This is a genomic window from Mycobacterium sp. 1274761.0, assembly GCF_001668615.1.
Lineage (GTDB): Bacteria > Actinomycetota > Actinomycetes > Mycobacteriales > Mycobacteriaceae > Mycobacterium.
Map to the genome: position 1 here is coordinate 1 of NZ_LZMC01000101.1, position 14,717 is coordinate 14,717.

General features: G+C 66.7%; 14 protein-coding genes. 4 read left to right on the top strand and 10 right to left on the bottom strand.

Annotated elements, in window-relative coordinates; genetic code table 11:
* The first annotated feature begins 247 nt into the window (after positions 1-247).
* The 3 genes from A5651_RS20295 to A5651_RS20305 are packed head-to-tail and all read left to right on the top strand — an operon-like array spanning position 248 to position 3,498.
* The gene (locus A5651_RS20295; RefSeq protein WP_066985086.1) at positions 248-2,500 is read left to right on the top strand and encodes a molybdopterin-dependent oxidoreductase; all 2,253 of its coding nucleotides are present in this window, start codon (positions 248-250) and stop codon (positions 2,498-2,500) included.
* Positions 2,501-2,513: 13 nt separating this feature from the next.
* Positions 2,514-3,017 carry a pyridoxamine 5'-phosphate oxidase family protein gene (locus A5651_RS20300; RefSeq protein WP_066985089.1) on the top strand — a complete coding sequence of 168 codons (504 nt, stop codon included), beginning with the start codon at positions 2,514-2,516 and terminating at the stop codon, positions 3,015-3,017.
* A gap of 1 nt (position 3,018) precedes the next feature.
* Positions 3,019-3,498: a nitroreductase family deazaflavin-dependent oxidoreductase gene (locus tag A5651_RS20305; RefSeq protein ID WP_066985092.1), complete on the top strand. Its 480-nt coding sequence runs from the start codon at positions 3,019-3,021 to the stop codon at positions 3,496-3,498.
* On the opposite strand, the gene A5651_RS20310 is transcribed toward A5651_RS20305, so the two are convergent.
* The 7 genes from A5651_RS20310 to A5651_RS20340 all read right to left on the bottom strand — a co-directional run bounded on the left by A5651_RS20310 (position 3,495) and on the right by A5651_RS20340 (position 7,955).
* Positions 3,495-4,313 (bottom strand): thioesterase family protein, encoded by an 819-nt coding sequence (locus A5651_RS20310; protein WP_066985095.1) that lies wholly within the window; start codon positions 4,311-4,313, stop codon positions 3,495-3,497. The genes A5651_RS20305 and A5651_RS20310 overlap by 4 nt on opposite strands.
* Positions 4,314-4,333: 20 nt before the next feature.
* Positions 4,334-4,633, bottom strand: coding sequence for a GNAT family N-acetyltransferase (locus A5651_RS20315; RefSeq protein WP_066985097.1), 300 nt, complete (start codon positions 4,631-4,633; stop codon positions 4,334-4,336).
* Positions 4,630-5,601, bottom strand: coding sequence for a pirin family protein (locus A5651_RS20320; RefSeq protein ID WP_066985100.1), 972 nt, complete (start codon positions 5,599-5,601; stop codon positions 4,630-4,632). Before A5651_RS20320 ends, A5651_RS20315 begins: the two co-directional genes overlap by 4 nt.
* The gene (locus A5651_RS20325; protein ID WP_066985103.1) at positions 5,598-6,026 is read right to left on the bottom strand and encodes an EVE domain-containing protein; all 429 of its coding nucleotides are present in this window, start codon (positions 6,024-6,026) and stop codon (positions 5,598-5,600) included. The genes A5651_RS20320 and A5651_RS20325 overlap by 4 nt, the downstream gene beginning before the upstream one ends.
* 62 nt (positions 6,027-6,088) lie before the next feature.
* Positions 6,089-7,051 (bottom strand): alpha/beta fold hydrolase, encoded by a 963-nt coding sequence (locus A5651_RS20330; RefSeq protein ID WP_066985106.1) that lies wholly within the window; start codon positions 7,049-7,051, stop codon positions 6,089-6,091.
* A 2-nt stretch (positions 7,052-7,053) separates the two neighbouring features.
* Positions 7,054-7,464 carry a DUF5313 domain-containing protein gene (locus A5651_RS20335; protein ID WP_066985110.1) on the bottom strand — a complete coding sequence of 137 codons (411 nt, stop codon included), beginning with the start codon at positions 7,462-7,464 and terminating at the stop codon, positions 7,054-7,056.
* Positions 7,464-7,955 carry a MarR family winged helix-turn-helix transcriptional regulator gene (locus A5651_RS20340; protein ID WP_066985113.1) on the bottom strand — a complete coding sequence of 164 codons (492 nt, stop codon included), beginning with the start codon at positions 7,953-7,955 and terminating at the stop codon, positions 7,464-7,466. Before A5651_RS20340 ends, A5651_RS20335 begins: the two co-directional genes overlap by 1 nt.
* Before the next feature lie 74 nt (positions 7,956-8,029).
* Here A5651_RS20340 and A5651_RS20345 point away from each other — a divergent pair, with 74 nt between their 5' ends.
* Entirely contained in the window at positions 8,030-9,598 is a 1,569-nt protein-coding gene (locus A5651_RS20345; protein WP_066985211.1) for an acyl-CoA carboxylase subunit beta, read from the top strand.
* A gap of 285 nt (positions 9,599-9,883) precedes the next feature.
* Here the strand turns inward: A5651_RS20345 and A5651_RS25035 are convergent, their stop codons facing one another.
* From A5651_RS25035 to A5651_RS20365, 3 genes are all read right to left on the bottom strand, one after another.
* The gene (locus A5651_RS25035) at positions 9,884-11,218 is read right to left on the bottom strand and encodes a MinD/ParA family protein (protein ID WP_369803980.1); all 1,335 of its coding nucleotides are present in this window, start codon (positions 11,216-11,218) and stop codon (positions 9,884-9,886) included.
* Between the two features lie 564 nt (positions 11,219-11,782).
* The gene (locus tag A5651_RS20360) at positions 11,783-12,040 is read right to left on the bottom strand and encodes an HPr family phosphocarrier protein (protein WP_066985121.1); all 258 of its coding nucleotides are present in this window, start codon (positions 12,038-12,040) and stop codon (positions 11,783-11,785) included.
* A gap of 24 nt (positions 12,041-12,064) precedes the next feature.
* The gene (locus A5651_RS20365) at positions 12,065-14,611 is read right to left on the bottom strand and encodes a RyR domain-containing protein (protein WP_066985124.1); all 2,547 of its coding nucleotides are present in this window, start codon (positions 14,609-14,611) and stop codon (positions 12,065-12,067) included.
* Between the last annotated feature and the right edge of the window lie 106 nt (positions 14,612-14,717).

Here is a 14,717-nt window from a genome sequence, read left to right on the forward strand (position 1 = left end):
ATGTCGCGGCGCACCGTGACGGTTTCGTCGGCCGGGCCGTTGTCCATCGAGGCGTGGAAGCGGCCGATGTAGCGGTAGCTCAGCAGCCCGCCCCACCGCCTGCGCAGCTCGGCCGCATACGCCTCCGGGTCACCGGTCAGTTCCCGGATGTCTCGCAGCATTCAGCCAGCACACCGTTCAAAACGAGATCGGTCAACACCCCGGCCGAATCGTCGTACGGTGTTTCGCGGGGAAAGAGGAGGCCGAGATGACCGCGCAGATAACCGAGCCGGTGGCGGCGACGGGCGAGGACGGCAGGCACCTCTACACCTGTCCGCTGTGTGAAGCCATGTGCGGCTTGGAGATTCACGTCGAAGACGGGCGGGTGGCCAGCATTCGCGGCAATCGCGACGACACCTGGAGCCGCGGACACATCTGCCCCAAGGGCGCGACACTTTCCGAGCTCCACGACGATCCCGACCGGATCCGGCAGCCGATGATAAAGATCGACGGGCAGTGGCGGGAGGTCAGCTGGGACGCCGCGTTCCGGCGCTGCACCGAACTGCTGGCGCCGGTCATCGAGCGCGACGGCATCGGCGCGGTGACCTGCTACACCGGCAACCCGCTGGCCCACTCGTTCTCCCTCGGCCGATACACCGGTGTGCTGCTGGGCATGTCGGGCATCCCGATCAGCTACTCGCCCGGCACCGTCGACCAGTGGCCCAAGAACCTGTCGTCGCATCTGATGTACGGCGGCTGGTGGACGTTCCCCGTGCCCGACATCGAGCGCACCGACCTGCTAGTCGTGATGGGCGCCAACCCCGCCGCGTCGCAGGGATCGCTGCTCGCCGCTCCCGATGTGATGGGCATCATCGGCCGAATCCGTAAGCGCGGCAAGGTCATTGTCATCGATCCGGTCCGTACAGCGACCGCCGCCCGGGCCGACGAATGGCTGCCGATCACCCCCGGCACCGACGCCGCGGTGCTGCTGGCCGTCGCCCACACGCTGTTCGCGGAGAACCTCATCGACGTGGGCCGGCTGGCGCCACATCTCGACGGGCTGGACCGGATGGCCGAGGTCGCTTCCGAGTGGCCGCCGGAACGGGTGGCATCCGTGGTGGGAATCGACGCCGACCGCATCCGCGAGCTGGCGCGCGAGCTCGCCGGCGCACCGCGCGCCGTGGTGTACGGCCGAATCGGCACATGCAACCAGGAATTCGGCAGCCTGGCCAGCTGGCTCGTCGATGTCGTCAACATCCTGTCCGGCCACTTCGATGTCGAGGGCGGCGCCATGTTCCCCCGCGCGGCGGCGTGGTCGGTTACCGTGCAGCCGATTCCCGGCCTCGAGGACGGCGCGCCGGAGTTCGGCCGGTTCCGCACCCGGGTGCGCGGCGCTAAGGAGGTGCTGGGGCAGGTGCCGGTGTCGTGTCTGGCCGAGGAGATCGCCACCCCGGGCGATGGGCAGATCAGGGCGCTGATCACCGTCGCGGGCAACCCGGTGCTGTCTACGCCTGCGGGCCACAAACTCGACGAGGTGCTGCCGAGTTTGGACGCGATGATCGCCGTCGACCTGTGGCTCAACGAGACCACGCGGCACGCCGACGTGATATTGCCCGGCTCGTCGCCGCTGGAGCAACCGCACCACGACGACCTGATCCTCAACTTCGCGGTCAACAGCATCGCCAACTACTCCGCGCCGGTGTTCGCCCGGCGCGACCCCGAGGCGCCGGAGGAGTGGGAGATCCTGATCCGACTGACCGGCCTGTGCACCGGCACGCCGGCCGAGGACGTCGATGTGGCCGCGATCGATGACGGCTTCTTCGACTACATGGCGTTTACAAAGGGGCTGGACGGCGCCGAGGTCCGGCAGCACTACACCCACGGCGGCCCGGAGCGAATTCTCGACTTCACCTTGCGCACGGGGCCGTTTGGTGACGGGTACGGCACCCATCCCGACGGTCTGACGCTGGACAAGCTGAAGGCGCAGCCGAATGGCATCAACTTCGGGCCGATGGTGCCGCAGGTGCCCGACGTGCTCGGCACCTCCGACCGCAAGATCCGGCTGGCGCCGCTGTACCTGCTCGACGACTTGCCGCGGCTGGCCGCGCGCCTGGATCGGCCCGCCGACGAGCTGGTGCTGGTCAGCAGGCGCCATCTGCGGTCGAACAACTCGTGGCTGCACAATGTCGCGCCGCTGATGAAGGGCAAGGATCGCTGCACCTTGCTGATGCACCACGACGATGCGAAAACCCGCGAGGTGCACACCGGCGATCTGGTGACGGTGACGTCGGCGGGCGGCAGCATCGAGGTGCCCGTCGAGGTGACCGACGCGATCCGGCCAGGCGTGGTGTCGATGCCGCACGGGTGGGGCCACGGCAAGGACGGCACCCGGCTGGCGATCGCCAACGGCTCGCCCGGCGTCAACACAAACGTGCTCTCACCGCCGACGTTCATCGACGAACCGTCGGGAAACGGCGCACTCAACGGCATCCCGGTGAGCGTGACCCCGGTGCGGACCTGAAAGTATCGACGCCGTGGGCAAAAACGAGCGGGCGAAGATCGTCATGTCCGACGAGGAGATCGCCGAATTCATCGAGCGCAGCCGCACGGCCACCATGGCCACTCTGCTGCCGGACGGGCGGCCTCACCTGGTCGCGATGTGGTACGCCGTCGTCGAGGGCGACATCTGGTTCGAGACCAAGGCCAAGTCGCAGAAGGCGGTGAACCTTCGTCGCAATCCGACCATCACCGTGATGGTCGAGGACGGGCAGAGCTACGACACCCTGCGCGGAGTATCGATCGACGGTCACGCCGAAATCGTCGACGACCCGGAAACGACTCTGCGCGTTGGGAAAAGCGTGTGGGAGCGCTACACCGGCCCCTACACCGACGAGATGCGGCCGTTCGTCGACGCGATGATGCGCAACCGGATCTGCGTTCGCGTGGTGCCCAGTCGGATGCGTAGTTGGGATCACCGCAAGCTCGGCATGGATCCGATGCCGATCGGCGGCAGCACCGCCCAGTACATAGGTTCATGACATGGACGCCAACAAGAAGCCCAAACAACTGAACGCGCCGTTCGTGAAGACCGCGATGAGGTACTCGAGTCGGGCAGCCGCATGGGTGTACCGGAAGTCGGGCGGCCGGATCGGTGGCAACTGGCGGGTCGGTGCGGCGTTCAAGAAGCCCGTCCCGACGCTGTTGCTCGAACACCGCGGCCGCAAGTCCGGCAAGTTGTTCGCCTCTCCGCTGGTCTACATGTCCGAGGGCGACAACGTGATCATCGTGGCGTCTATGGGCGGGCGCGACGAGAACCCGCAGTGGTACTACAACCTGATCGCAGACCCCGACGTGCACATCGAGATCGGCCGCGAGCGGCGGCCGGTGCGCGCGGTGCTGGCCAGCCCGGAAGAAAAGCAGCGGCTGTGGCCGAAGCTGGTCGACACCTACGCCGACTTCGACACGTACCAGGCCTGGACCGACCGGGAGATCCCGGTGTTCATTCTGCAGCCGCGCTAAATGCGTTTCGGCGGCCGAAAGCCGGGGTTCGCCAGCCCCGTCGCGATGCCGGTACCGATCGGCCCGAGGCGGTCGAACAACGCCGCGGTACCGGTGGCGACGCCGGCGTGGCTGTAGTGCGTCAGCGCGGCCAGCCCGATGTATTCACCCTCGGGTAGCCGGCTGAGCGTCAACGTGTAGTCGGCGTTGATGAAGTTCAAACCGCTTGCGCTGGAATGGGTTAGCGAGCTGGTGACATCGCCGGCCATCGCGGCTCGGACAAATGGCGTGACGGCTTCGCCCTCGACGAGCGGCTTGACGTCACGCACCCACGCGTACTTCTGGCCGCCGTGGCGCCACTCGCTCAGATCGTTGCTCGGCGCGGTCAGCTCGGAGTCCGCGCTGTAGGCCCACAGCTCCATCGTGAAGTCACCCGTCACGTCGGCCGGGGTCGTCGGCGCGGGCGGCATTTCGATGGGCAACGTCCACGCCGGGTCGGGCGGCTGTTCGGCGCGACGCAGATACAGCGTGCTGGCGCGGGCGACGACGGTGTCGTTCTGCTGCATGACCGCGTCGACCAAGGTGATCCGTCTGCCTTCGCGCTGGACGTCGGCGTCGACACGCACCGGGTCGGCGAGCGCCACCGGGCGCAGGAGGTCGACGGTCAGCCGTGCGGGCTGTAGCTCGGGGTCGATGCCGCCGCGCTCGATGGCCCGGGCCAGCACGCCGCCGACGTAGGTGCCGCTGATCGTGGACCCCCACGGCCCGCGCGCGATCGGATTGGGTACCAGCGCGTCCCGGTCAGCGATGAAGAACGCCTGGTCATGAATCGTCATCGAGTCAGACGATAGCCGCCCTAACTTTCGACGGCGTCCTTGAACTCGTCGTGCTTGGAGATGTAGTTGGCCACCATCGGACATTTGGCGACGATGGGGATGCCCGCATCGCGGGTCTGCTCCAGAGCCTCGCGGATGAGAATTGTCCCCAGCCCGCGGCCTTCATAGTCGTTGTCGACCTCGGTGTGGGTGAACACCCGTCGACCGTCACGGGTGAGGAACTCGGCCTTGCCGACCTCCTTGCCATCGACCGAGATCGTGAAGCGGCCGTCCTTCGCGGCGACCGTGGTCGGTGCACCGGTCTTGTCGGTCTGGCTCATGGGGTTCCTTTCGGGTTGGGCCGCGGTCGCAGCGTGGCGTTGGGCAGTGGCGGTGCCGGCAGGCGCGGCACGGCGCCCCGGTAGCCGTCGACGGCGCCGAAGCGTTCGTCGTGGTCCTGCCAGGCGCGACGGTAACCGACGATGTCGTCGTGGCTTCGGCCGACGAAGTTCCACCACATGACGAGCTCTTCGCCGAACGGCGGACCGCCGAGCAGCACCGCTCGGGCCGGCTGGTCGCCGGTGTTGTGCAGCGCCAGGACGTCGTGGCCGTCGCCTTGGTATGCCAGGTCGGCGACGTCTAGCGCGGTGCCTGCCGTTTCGAGGCTCCCCTGGTCCAGCAGGACGCCGTGCTCGAACGACGGATCGACGGCCAGCTGCACACGCGCGCCCGGCTCGAGGTCGACCTGCGCCCCCAACAGCGGCGTGAAGGTGTGCACGGGGGATCGGCTACCCGCAAGCTCACCGAGGAACACCCGAAGCACGGCACCGGCAACGGCGACCGGCTCGGGCGCGTAGTGCGCGAAGTCACGGCCGGTGTCGCGATCGACGTCGGGCAGCGCCACCCACAGCTGTATCCCGTGCAACACCGTGGTCGCCGAGGTGGACACCTCCGAATGGCAGATGCCCGCGCCTGCCGTCATCAGGTTCAGCTCGCCGGGCCGCACCATGGCGTGCACGCCGGCACTGTCTCGGTGCTCGACTTCGCCCTCGAACAGCCAGCTGACGGTCTGCAATCCGGTGTGGGGGTGGGGCGGAACGTCCATGCCGACGCCGTCGCGCACGTCGTGCGGCCCGTAGTGATCGGCGAAGCACCACGCACCGATCAGCGACCGCACCCGTTGGGGCAATGTGCGGCGCACGCGGATGGCCCGTGGGCCGCCAAGGGGTACGTCTCGTGGATGCAGCACGCCGATGAATGCCGATGCCGCACAAGCCACTTCGACCGGGGCGGCGTCGGTGTTGCTCACCTGGCCACAGTAGCCCCCGTCATCGCCGAGCGGATCACGTCGAGGTCATGATCCTCGATCCGGAAGAGCCCGAACCGGAACTTGTAACCCCAGTGCTTCTTGTCCTCGATGAAATTGAGCTGCTCAATCAGCGGTCGGATCGGCGTTTCGATACAGGACAGGAAGTCGACGTTGCGCCGCCACATCTCGACGTCCCCAGGCGTCGCGGGCTGGTACGGCTCGTCGTCGGCGACCCGCCCGATCGCGGTGAACGCCTGCAGCGGCTCGCCGTCGGGATGCTCGGTGCGCGGTGAATAAAACACGACCCAGTCACCTCGGGCCATCTTGCGCAGCAGGTTCGGCTTACCGTGATTCGCCTGTGTGAATCGGCCGCGGACGCCCCGTTCGACGTGGTCGCGGCTGGCGGTGTTTATCCAGTTCGTCATGGCCGCACGCTATGACCCTGCGCCGACATATTCGGCCGGCCGAGCACCTGCGGCGTGGATGACTAGGACCAGGCCGCCCTGGAAAGAAGGGCCAGCAGCGCGTCATTCACGTCATCAGGTCGCTCCTGCTGGATCCAGTGGCCCGCCCCGTCGATGAACACCTGCCGGTAAGGACCGGCGACCATGTCGGCGTGCCGATCCGTCGGGGCGAACAACAAGACGGGATCCTCGGTGCCCGCGATGAACAACGACGGCACCGTGATTGTGGTCGCCGGCGGGTCGGCCATCAGCTCCCAGTTGCGGTCGAAATTTCGGTACCAGTTCAGCGCCCCCGTGAATCCGGTCCGGGCGAACTCCGCAATGTAATGATCGAGTTCGTGTCGGCTGAGCCAGGTCGGTAACCCGTCCGGCTCGGGCAGCCGAGCGACGTAGCCTTCCGGGCCCGGCTGCAGCATGCGGCGCGCCTCGTCGTCGGTGGTCGGCATCCGTCCGGCCAGGGTGCGGTGCAGCGTGGTCGCGGGGTCGCGCGCCAGGTCGGCGTCGGCGACGCCGGGCTCTTGGAAGTAGAGGATGTAGAAGAAGTTGTCGCCGAATCTGCTCCGCCAGCCGGCGGTCGGTGGCCGACGCGGCCGGGGGACAGGAGGGCCTGAAAGTCCGGCCACCGCGGATACCCGATCGGGATGCAGCAACGGCATGGCCCACGCGATGATCGCGCCCCAGTCGTGACCGATGATCGCCGCCTTAGCAGCACCTGCATCGTCGAGCAGGCCCACCAGATCGGAGGTCAGCTCGACGATGCTGTATTCGTCGACGGCCTCCGGACGTGACGACCGCCCGTAGCCGCGCTGATCGGGCGCCAGCACGTGGTAGCCGGCCGCCGCCAATGCCGGGATCTGGTATCGCCACGAGTAGCCGAGCTCAGGGAAGCCGTGGGCGAGCACCACCAGCGGGTTACCGGGATCGCCTGCCTCGAGCGTATACAGCTGCACACCGTTGGTCTCGATCGTCCGCTCGGCGATGTGCATCGCTAGAACGGGCTGCTGTTGGACTGCCAGCGCGCCTCCTCGGGGCGCGGGCCGTACTTGGCGATGTACGCGTCGTGGATGTGCGCGTTCTTCTTGCGGTTGATTTCGTCGACAAGGTTCGGGTCGAGACCGTGCTGAGCCAGGCGGTGGCGGCGCCACACCTTGTTCAATGCCAGCGCCATCAACAGTGCCCAGACGTAGATGGGTGCCGTCATCTCGAGGTGCACGTACAACGATGCGGGCAGCAGCCAGAACGGCGCCAGCACCAGCAGCGGCGGGATGGCGTATCTGATCATGTGCCTGCGGACGGCACCGGGGCCGGCGAGGTCGTGGCGCACCCAGTCGCGGGAGTCGGCGGGCAGGATACGGCCGAAGACGTACCCCAGATAGGCGAAGGGCTTCGGACGGCTCATCAGCGTTCTCCTTCGAGTGCACCGCCGGCCAGCGCGGCGCGGTTGATCCGGGTCAGCACAGTGTGCAGGTGTTCGAGCTCGTCGAGCCCGACCCCCAGCCGCTCGACCACGGCGGGCGGGATCTTGAGGGCCTTGCGCCGTAGCTGGATACCCGATTTGGTGAGTTCGACGTCGGTGGCCCGTTCGTCGGAGGCCGAGCGCTTCCGGGTGATCAACCCCAGCGCCTCAAGTCGTTTGAGCATCGGCGACAGCGTGGCCGAATCCAGTTGCAGTGCAAGAGCGATCGCCTTGACCGACAACGGCGGCGCGTGCTTGTCGGCGCGGTAGTGGTCCCACAAGGCAAGCATCACGAGGTATTGCGGGTGGGTGAGGCCCAGCGGTTCGAGCAGCGGACGGTAGATCGTCAGCACGGCGCGGTTGGTGATGGCCAGCGCGAAACACACCTGGCGTTCGAGTGCCAGCGGATCGACGCGAGTGTCTGCGACCGTCACCGGTTCGATCGTACGCCAATAGTTTGCACCCTAACTAAATGGTGAGCGGCGTCTCACCGGTTAGGCTCAGCGCCATGACCGACGGGCCGATCCGCGACGACCACGCCGAGCTGCTGCGACGACGCGCGCTCACCGAAGACGCCGCGCGACCCGACGCCGTCGCGCGCAGGCATGCCGCAGGTGGGCGCACGGCGCGCGAGAACATCGACGACCTCGTCGACACGGGATCACTCATCGAATACGGCCGGTTCGCCATCGCGGCGCAGCGGTTCCGCCGTGAGCTCGATGATCTGATCGCGCGCACACCCGCCGATGGGCTGATAGCGGGCACCGCGCGCATCAACAGCGCGCTGTTCGGCGACGCACGCAGTGCGTGCGCGGTGCTGTCCTACGACTACACCGTCTTGGCGGGCACCCAGGGCTATCTCGGCCACCGGAAGAAAGACCGGCTGTTCGAGCTGATCGAGCGGATGCGGTTGCCGACGGTGTTCTTCGCCGAGGGCGGTGGCGGCAGGCCCGGCGACACCGACTTTCCGACGGTGTCGTCGCTGGAAACGCGGGCGTTCAAGCTGTGGGCTCAGTTGTCCGGTGTGGTGCCGCGCATTGCCATCGTCAAGGGCCGCTGTTTCGCGGGCAACGCGGTCATCGCGGGCGCGTCCGATTTGATCGTCGCAACGCGGGACGCCTCGCTCGGGATGGGTGGGCCGGCGATGATCGCCGGCGGCGGCCTGGGCGACGTTCATCCCGATGAGGTCGGGCCGATGTCGATGCAGGAGCCCAACGGTGTCGTCGACGTCGTCGTCGCCGATGAGGCGGAGGCCGTCGCTGTCACCAAGCGGCTGCTGGGTTACTTTCAAGGGGTTACGGAGCCGGGCGAGGCCGGCGACCAAACCGCCTTGCGCACAATGATTCCCGAGCGCGAAAGACGAGCCTATGATGTCGGGCCGGTGGTCACGACGCTGGCCGATAAAGGTTCGGTGACGTTCCTGCGGCCCCGCTGGGCACGCGAGATGGTGACGGCGTTTGCGCGCATCGAGGGCCGCGCGGTCGGAGTCATCGCCAACGACACGCGCTATATGGCCGGCGCGATCACCGCGGCCGCGGCCGACAAGGCGGCCCGTTTCCTGCAGCTGTGTGACTGCTTCGGGATCCCGGTTGTGTCGCTGATCGATTGCCCTGGCTACATGGTGGGTCCGGCCGCCGAAGCCGAGGCGCTGGTGCGGCGCGCGTCGCGGATGCTGGTGGCCGGTGCCGCGTTGCGGGTGCCGATGGTCGCGGTCGTGCTGCGCCGTGGGTATGGCCTTGGGGCACAGGCGATGACCGGCGGCAGTCTGCATGAGCCGGTGCTGACCGTTGCGTGGCCGGGCGCACATCTCGGGCCGATGGGGCTCGAGGGTGCGGTGCGGCTGGGCCTGCGCAAGGAGTTGGAGGCGATCGCCGACGAGGAGGAGCGCGAGCGGCGGGTGCGGAAGGCGACGGCGGCTGCGCAGGACAACGCCAAGGCGCTCAATGCCGCAGCGCTGTTCGAAATCGATGACGTCATCGATCCCGTCGACACCCGGCGGATCATCGCCGAAACACTCACGGCGGCAACGGCTCACGCGGAGCCCGGTCCGCCGCGTCGATTCGTCGACACCTGGTGAGGCAAGACTTCCGCGGCGAGCAAATGCGGAATCGTCGGACTCGCCCGCAACAACAGCGACTGCTCGTGCTCGTCGCAGAACGGCAGTGTCGCTGGGAGTTTCTCGGCGAGTGGTCACTCGAAGCGAAGGTTGCGACGTGAACATGGGATGTCCGGTACCGCCAACATTATCGAACAGCTATGGACTCAACCCGCGAGGATGCGCATTATTGCAGTGAATCCGCGATGTGCGAGCAGAGCTTGCGGGCAGTTATTCATTGCGCAGTAGGCCGCGACCGGACTCTTGTCACCGGCGTTCCCGCGGGCCTCCGGTCGTTAAGGCGAAGTGCTCGGCGATCGCGGAAGTGATCTCGATGAAGCGCCGCCGGGTCAACGGCGATATCTCCGACTGTACGTCGATGACGCCGCCGGGACGCAGGTGCGAGTCGAACGGCACCTCGATGACGACCTGACCTCGGCTGGCGAATTGTTGCATCAGGATCGACCGGGTGCGCTTGTCGGCGTGCCCGTCGGAGTCGTTGAGCACCACGACGGTGCGGTTCAGTAGACCAGTGAAGCCGCGGTTGGCCAGCCACTCCATCGTCTGCCCGGCGGCCGATGCGCCGTCCACCCACGGCGAGGAGACCACGATCAACGCGTCGAGATCGCGCAGCACCTCCTGCGCGATCGGCGAGTCCAGCGTCGACCCGCAGTCCACGATCGAGATGGTGAAGTGCTTGTCCAGCCGTGCGGTGGCCTCGCGATAGATCGCGGGGTCGAGCACGCGGCGGCGCGCCGTGCTGGATTCACCGGCGAGCACGAAGAGCCCCGCGGCATTGTTGCCCACCCGGCTACGGACGTCAGCGAAGGTATCGAGGTGTTCGTCGGCCGCCAACTCCCAGTACGAGCCCGCGGCGTTGGGATCGATGCGGCTGCCGAGCTTGCCGAACGCGGTGTCGGCGTCGATGGCCACCACGCGGTCGTCCTGACGCAGCTCGGCGAAAATGGAGCCGACACTGGCCGAGACGGTCGTCTTGCCGACGCCACCCTTCCCGAATACGCCGATCTTAAAGTGCCCGCGAAGCAGCGACCGGATCTTGTTCTCCAGCTCGGCCAACCGCTGCTCGTCGGGCGACGGGCCGAGGTTGATCAGCCCGAAGGTGCCGCGATAGACGGCACGCCGCCAACCTTTCCGCGGCCGGGTTTTCTTGGTGGGCACCAGCTCACTCGTGCGGAAGCTGTCGACATAGGAGTAGTTGACCGGCACTTGGGCGGCTGGGCCTGCGGACGAGTTGGGGGGCGAAGGTTGTGACGACCAACCTTGACCCGTCAGCCGCGCGGACCAGTGCTGCTCACGGGACGTCTCGCCTCGCCATGTTTGCGCAGTGGGCGGGCTGGCAACAGGCGGTACTCCACGTGTTGTTGTAGCGCCCGGCGGCCTAAGCGCTCTTTCCGACCCACTCGCGAAGCTGTCCCCGGCCCCGTGAAGCTCGCCTCCATGCAGCGGAACACCGGTTTCGGCGGACTGTTCCGACGAAGGCGCTTGCCGAAAGCCACCTGGTGGGATGCGCCGCGGTCCGGTGACGCTGAGATTGGGGTCTGTCGGGCCGTCGGGACCACCCGGGGTTCCCCGATTTTCCAGCGGCTGATTCCCGCCATCGTCAGATCGGTGGTGGCCGTAGGCGTTGGGCCCCCTTGGCGTCGGATCATCATCGACGCCGTTGCGTAAGCGCAGATCATCCGGCTCGCTTCCTGGTGAGACCGCCCGTGGCTGGACCTCGGGTCCATCGCCAGGAACTGCGGATGGTGAAAGACGTTCCCGCAGGAACTCATCGCGTTCGGTCACGGCGTCAATCCTCTCCAGCGGTGTCATGCCGGGCCACGGCACCGGCCAGGCTGACTAGCAGGCCCCATTCGAACATCTCGTTCGACGGCCACGGCGCCTGGCGCGAGATAGATAGTGAAGTAGCAGGGCGCCATCAAGCGATCCGTCACAGCAGCTTACCGATCGAGTACTCCTTAGGGGCCGGCCGATTCGGGAGCCCACCCGAAACTCCGGGCACCCGACGCGGTCCCCAAATGCGAAAGCGCCGTCAGCACGGTGCTGACCTGCCCGAGCAGCCATCCGTCCACGTCGGCCCCTTCCGTCGCAGCCAGCCTAACCCGCAGCCAGCAGGCCTTTCTGCGGCATTTTCACATCCCGGGACTAGGCGTCGAGGTCCTGCTCGACCAAGCCGGCGACCGTCGCGAGTGCCTGGTCGTCGTCGGACTGCACGGTCACCTGCGCGCCGTTGCCAGCACCGAGGGTCATGATCATCAGCGCAGAGCCGGCGTCGACGGGTTCGCCGCCGTCCAACGAGAGAGTGACGGGGACACCGGTGTTGACGACGGCCTCGGCGATGATCGCTGCGGGGCGGGCGTGCAGGCCGATCGCAGATCCGACGGTGACGGTCTTCTCGGGCATGAGCTCTCCTTGAGGCGGACGGACCTATCCGCCGCGCGTGCCGTCCATGTCCAGAGGGCCTTCGTAGGTCTCGAGGAACTGCTTGGCAGGCACGGGCCATTGTTCACCGTGGTGTCCTCGAACGATCCAGTCGCCGGGCCTGGCCAGCGCATCGCCTTCCTTGGTTGCGACGACTTCGTCCGCGGTGACCCTGCGTGCCTCCACCGTGCCCGTCCGGCGGTAACGGTGGCCCTCGACAAACTCGTGCGAACCCTCGAAAATCCCTGTCGCCACTGATCTTTCGCGCCCGCGCTCGTCGGTAACAGCCCAATCCCCGGCTTTGCCGTGCATGGTGTCTCCTGAGCCGGTGGTCCAGGTCCAATCGCGGTCGCGCCGCTGGGCGGACACCACGCCCCGTCTCCGATACCGGCGCCACTGTGGCTCACCGGCTGAATCGACGACGGGCCGCGGGTCGGGCTTGGGTATCGAGCGATAACCGAGATTGCGCAGGCTCACCAGCGTGCCGACCAGGCTGCGCTGAGCCCGAGTGAGATTCAGCCGAGGATCTGGATCGGTGACGCCCTGCTTCCTCAGCTCGGCATCCTGCTCCATGAGCTCCTCCCACGGCAGCAGTCGATCGTGTCGACGCTCGGCGTCGCAACGCTGCTCGGCGTGTTTCCAGCCTGCATCGAAATAGAAGCGGCACCAGTCCTCATGCTCTCGGCGAAGCAAGAGTTCGGCGGTATCAGAGTCGAAACCCAGTTCTTGTAGTTGCTGCAGTGGGGACATTTCGGCGAAGTCGGCCGCCAGCGGCGAAGCCGGCGGATACTCCAGGGTGTTCCATGTATGACCGACCGCCTCAACCAACCACAACGTATTGATGACCTGACGCCTGTTCGATTGCTTGACGAACGGGTCCAGGAGCTTCCATGGGCGTGCAGTCCATTGCGATCGGTCCTCGCCTGCGCTGTAGCGCTCGTGAATGAGCTCGGCAGCATGTTCCCAAACATCCTGCGGCGCATCGGGATCAAGCTCCATGCTGATCGGAAAACGATAGAGCTGCCCGACGATCGACGTTTCGGGCAGCGTGACCGCTGCTGCCGATGCCTGATAGATCCTCAACCGCGGAAAGCGCGCCGCCAGGCGGGTGCCATGAATCTCGATGGACGGATCGGACAATACGACAGCACACCGTTGTGAATCGAGACCGGCGAGGTGCTCGCTGATCACCTCAACCGTCGGCTCGACGTCGTAAGCGTCCACCGCGATCCCGGTCTGTCCCGGCGCGATGCGGCTCTGGCGCAGGTAATGGTCCTCGACGAATCCGGGGGCACCTCTCGCCAGGATCGCGACGCGCGACGGCGGGCGGTGGTCACCACTGGCATAGACTTCCTGCTCGCGGTGGGCTTGTGCCAGTTCCGAACTCAGTGCGTACGTCATCGGATACAGCCCGCACAGGACCACGGTGTCCGGCGGGATGAGGGCGTGGCCCTTGGCTGCCGTGGCGGTCAGATGCCGCACAACCTTCGTCGCGGTGATCTCGTATCGTCCGACTGCATCGGCAACCCAGCGTCGATGCCGTGACTGTGAGGCCGCCATTTCATCTTCGTCGAGAAAACTGCGGCGCCATACCTCGGCTTGCCACGGGTCGTCGATACGCACCGTCAAGGGCAGGCGCAGCCGGTCGTCGCCGAGATAGTCCATCGCAGAGCTGATCGCTGCGAGCCGCGCCTCGTTCTGTGCCGGATCCTCGGAGAGCAGATAGAGGCGATCCAGTTTCTTCCACAGTCGCAGGCTGCTCAGCGGGCTCGGATCGCCGAGGCTGACTTCGCGCACTCGCGCTCCAAGCGCGCGGACTTCGGCTACGCACGTCCGGTCCGCGGAGGCAGTGATCACCACCAGTGTCTCGTCGTCGTCCAAACTGGCCGCGATGGCGCGAAGCATGGAAATGGTCTCGTCATCCATGCCCACCACGACGGTCACCGACCGCGCCCGCCAGATGGCGATCCGATCGAGCTGCGAGCGACACAAGGTCAGGGCCGCAGCCAGCGCGGTGGTCAGCGTCGTACTGATCGCAAGAAGCCGCGCAAGCTCCAAGGCCAAGGGCATGGCATCGGTGCCGCAGACACCCCGTTCGGAACCGTAACGGCCTTCGACATTGCCCACGAAAAGCCCCAGTGTCCACGACAGCGGTGCAAAAAACGGAGATTGCTCGTCGTGACAGCGCCAGTACGCGCTCATCCCGAGAGCCACCGCCGAGGCCGCCATACCCGCCAGCATCAGGATGGGTGTGCCGCCGAAGGTCCGGTGACCGGTCAGCCGCGACAGCATGAACAAAGCCAACGGAAAGGCCAATACCGTCAGCACCGTGAGGACGGAACCTGGTGCACCGAACCAGCGAAGTCCGCTCCAAACATGTTCGGGCAGAGCAGGTCTCAGCGCAATCAAACACAAGTACCCGATGCACGCGGCGTAGCAGGCAACCACCACGTACCGGCTGGTGTGAACGGTGGTGTGCAGCAGGCGCCGGCGTCGTGGAACGACCTGCATACCACCCGCCGGCGGACCGGGGCCGCCCGCTTTGCTGGTCATTGGAAACAGCGTAGTGCCACGGTGTGCACGGGGGCGGCCTGCCGCGCGGGCTCGTGTTCGCTATCGTTTCGACGTGGTAGCAGAACAATCGGCGCGGCGGGCCGTC

Bases quoted from the DNA above. Each gene is read 5' to 3' on its own strand.
- A5651_RS20295 (WP_066985086.1), top strand. From the start codon at position 248: ATGACCGCGCAGATAACCGAGCCGGTGGCGGCGACGGGCGAGGACGGC.
- A5651_RS20305 (WP_066985092.1), top strand. From the start codon at position 3,019: ATGGACGCCAACAAGAAGCCCAAACAACTGAACGCGCCGTTCGTGAAG.
- A5651_RS20310 (WP_066985095.1), bottom strand. From the start codon at position 4,313: ATGACGATTCATGACCAGGCGTTCTTCATCGCTGACCGGGACGCGCTG.
- A5651_RS20315 (WP_066985097.1), bottom strand. From the start codon at position 4,633: ATGAGCCAGACCGACAAGACCGGTGCACCGACCACGGTCGCCGCGAAG.
- A5651_RS20325 (WP_066985103.1), bottom strand. From the start codon at position 6,026: ATGACGAACTGGATAAACACCGCCAGCCGCGACCACGTCGAACGGGGC.
- A5651_RS20330 (WP_066985106.1), bottom strand. From the start codon at position 7,051: ATGCACATCGCCGAGCGGACGATCGAGACCAACGGTGTGCAGCTGTAT.
- A5651_RS20335 (WP_066985110.1), bottom strand. From the start codon at position 7,464: ATGAGCCGTCCGAAGCCCTTCGCCTATCTGGGGTACGTCTTCGGCCGT.
- A5651_RS20345 (WP_066985211.1), top strand. From the start codon at position 8,030: ATGACCGACGGGCCGATCCGCGACGACCACGCCGAGCTGCTGCGACGA.
- A5651_RS20360 (WP_066985121.1), bottom strand. From the start codon at position 12,040: ATGCCCGAGAAGACCGTCACCGTCGGATCTGCGATCGGCCTGCACGCC.
- A5651_RS20365 (WP_066985124.1), bottom strand. From the start codon at position 14,611: ATGACCAGCAAAGCGGGCGGCCCCGGTCCGCCGGCGGGTGGTATGCAG.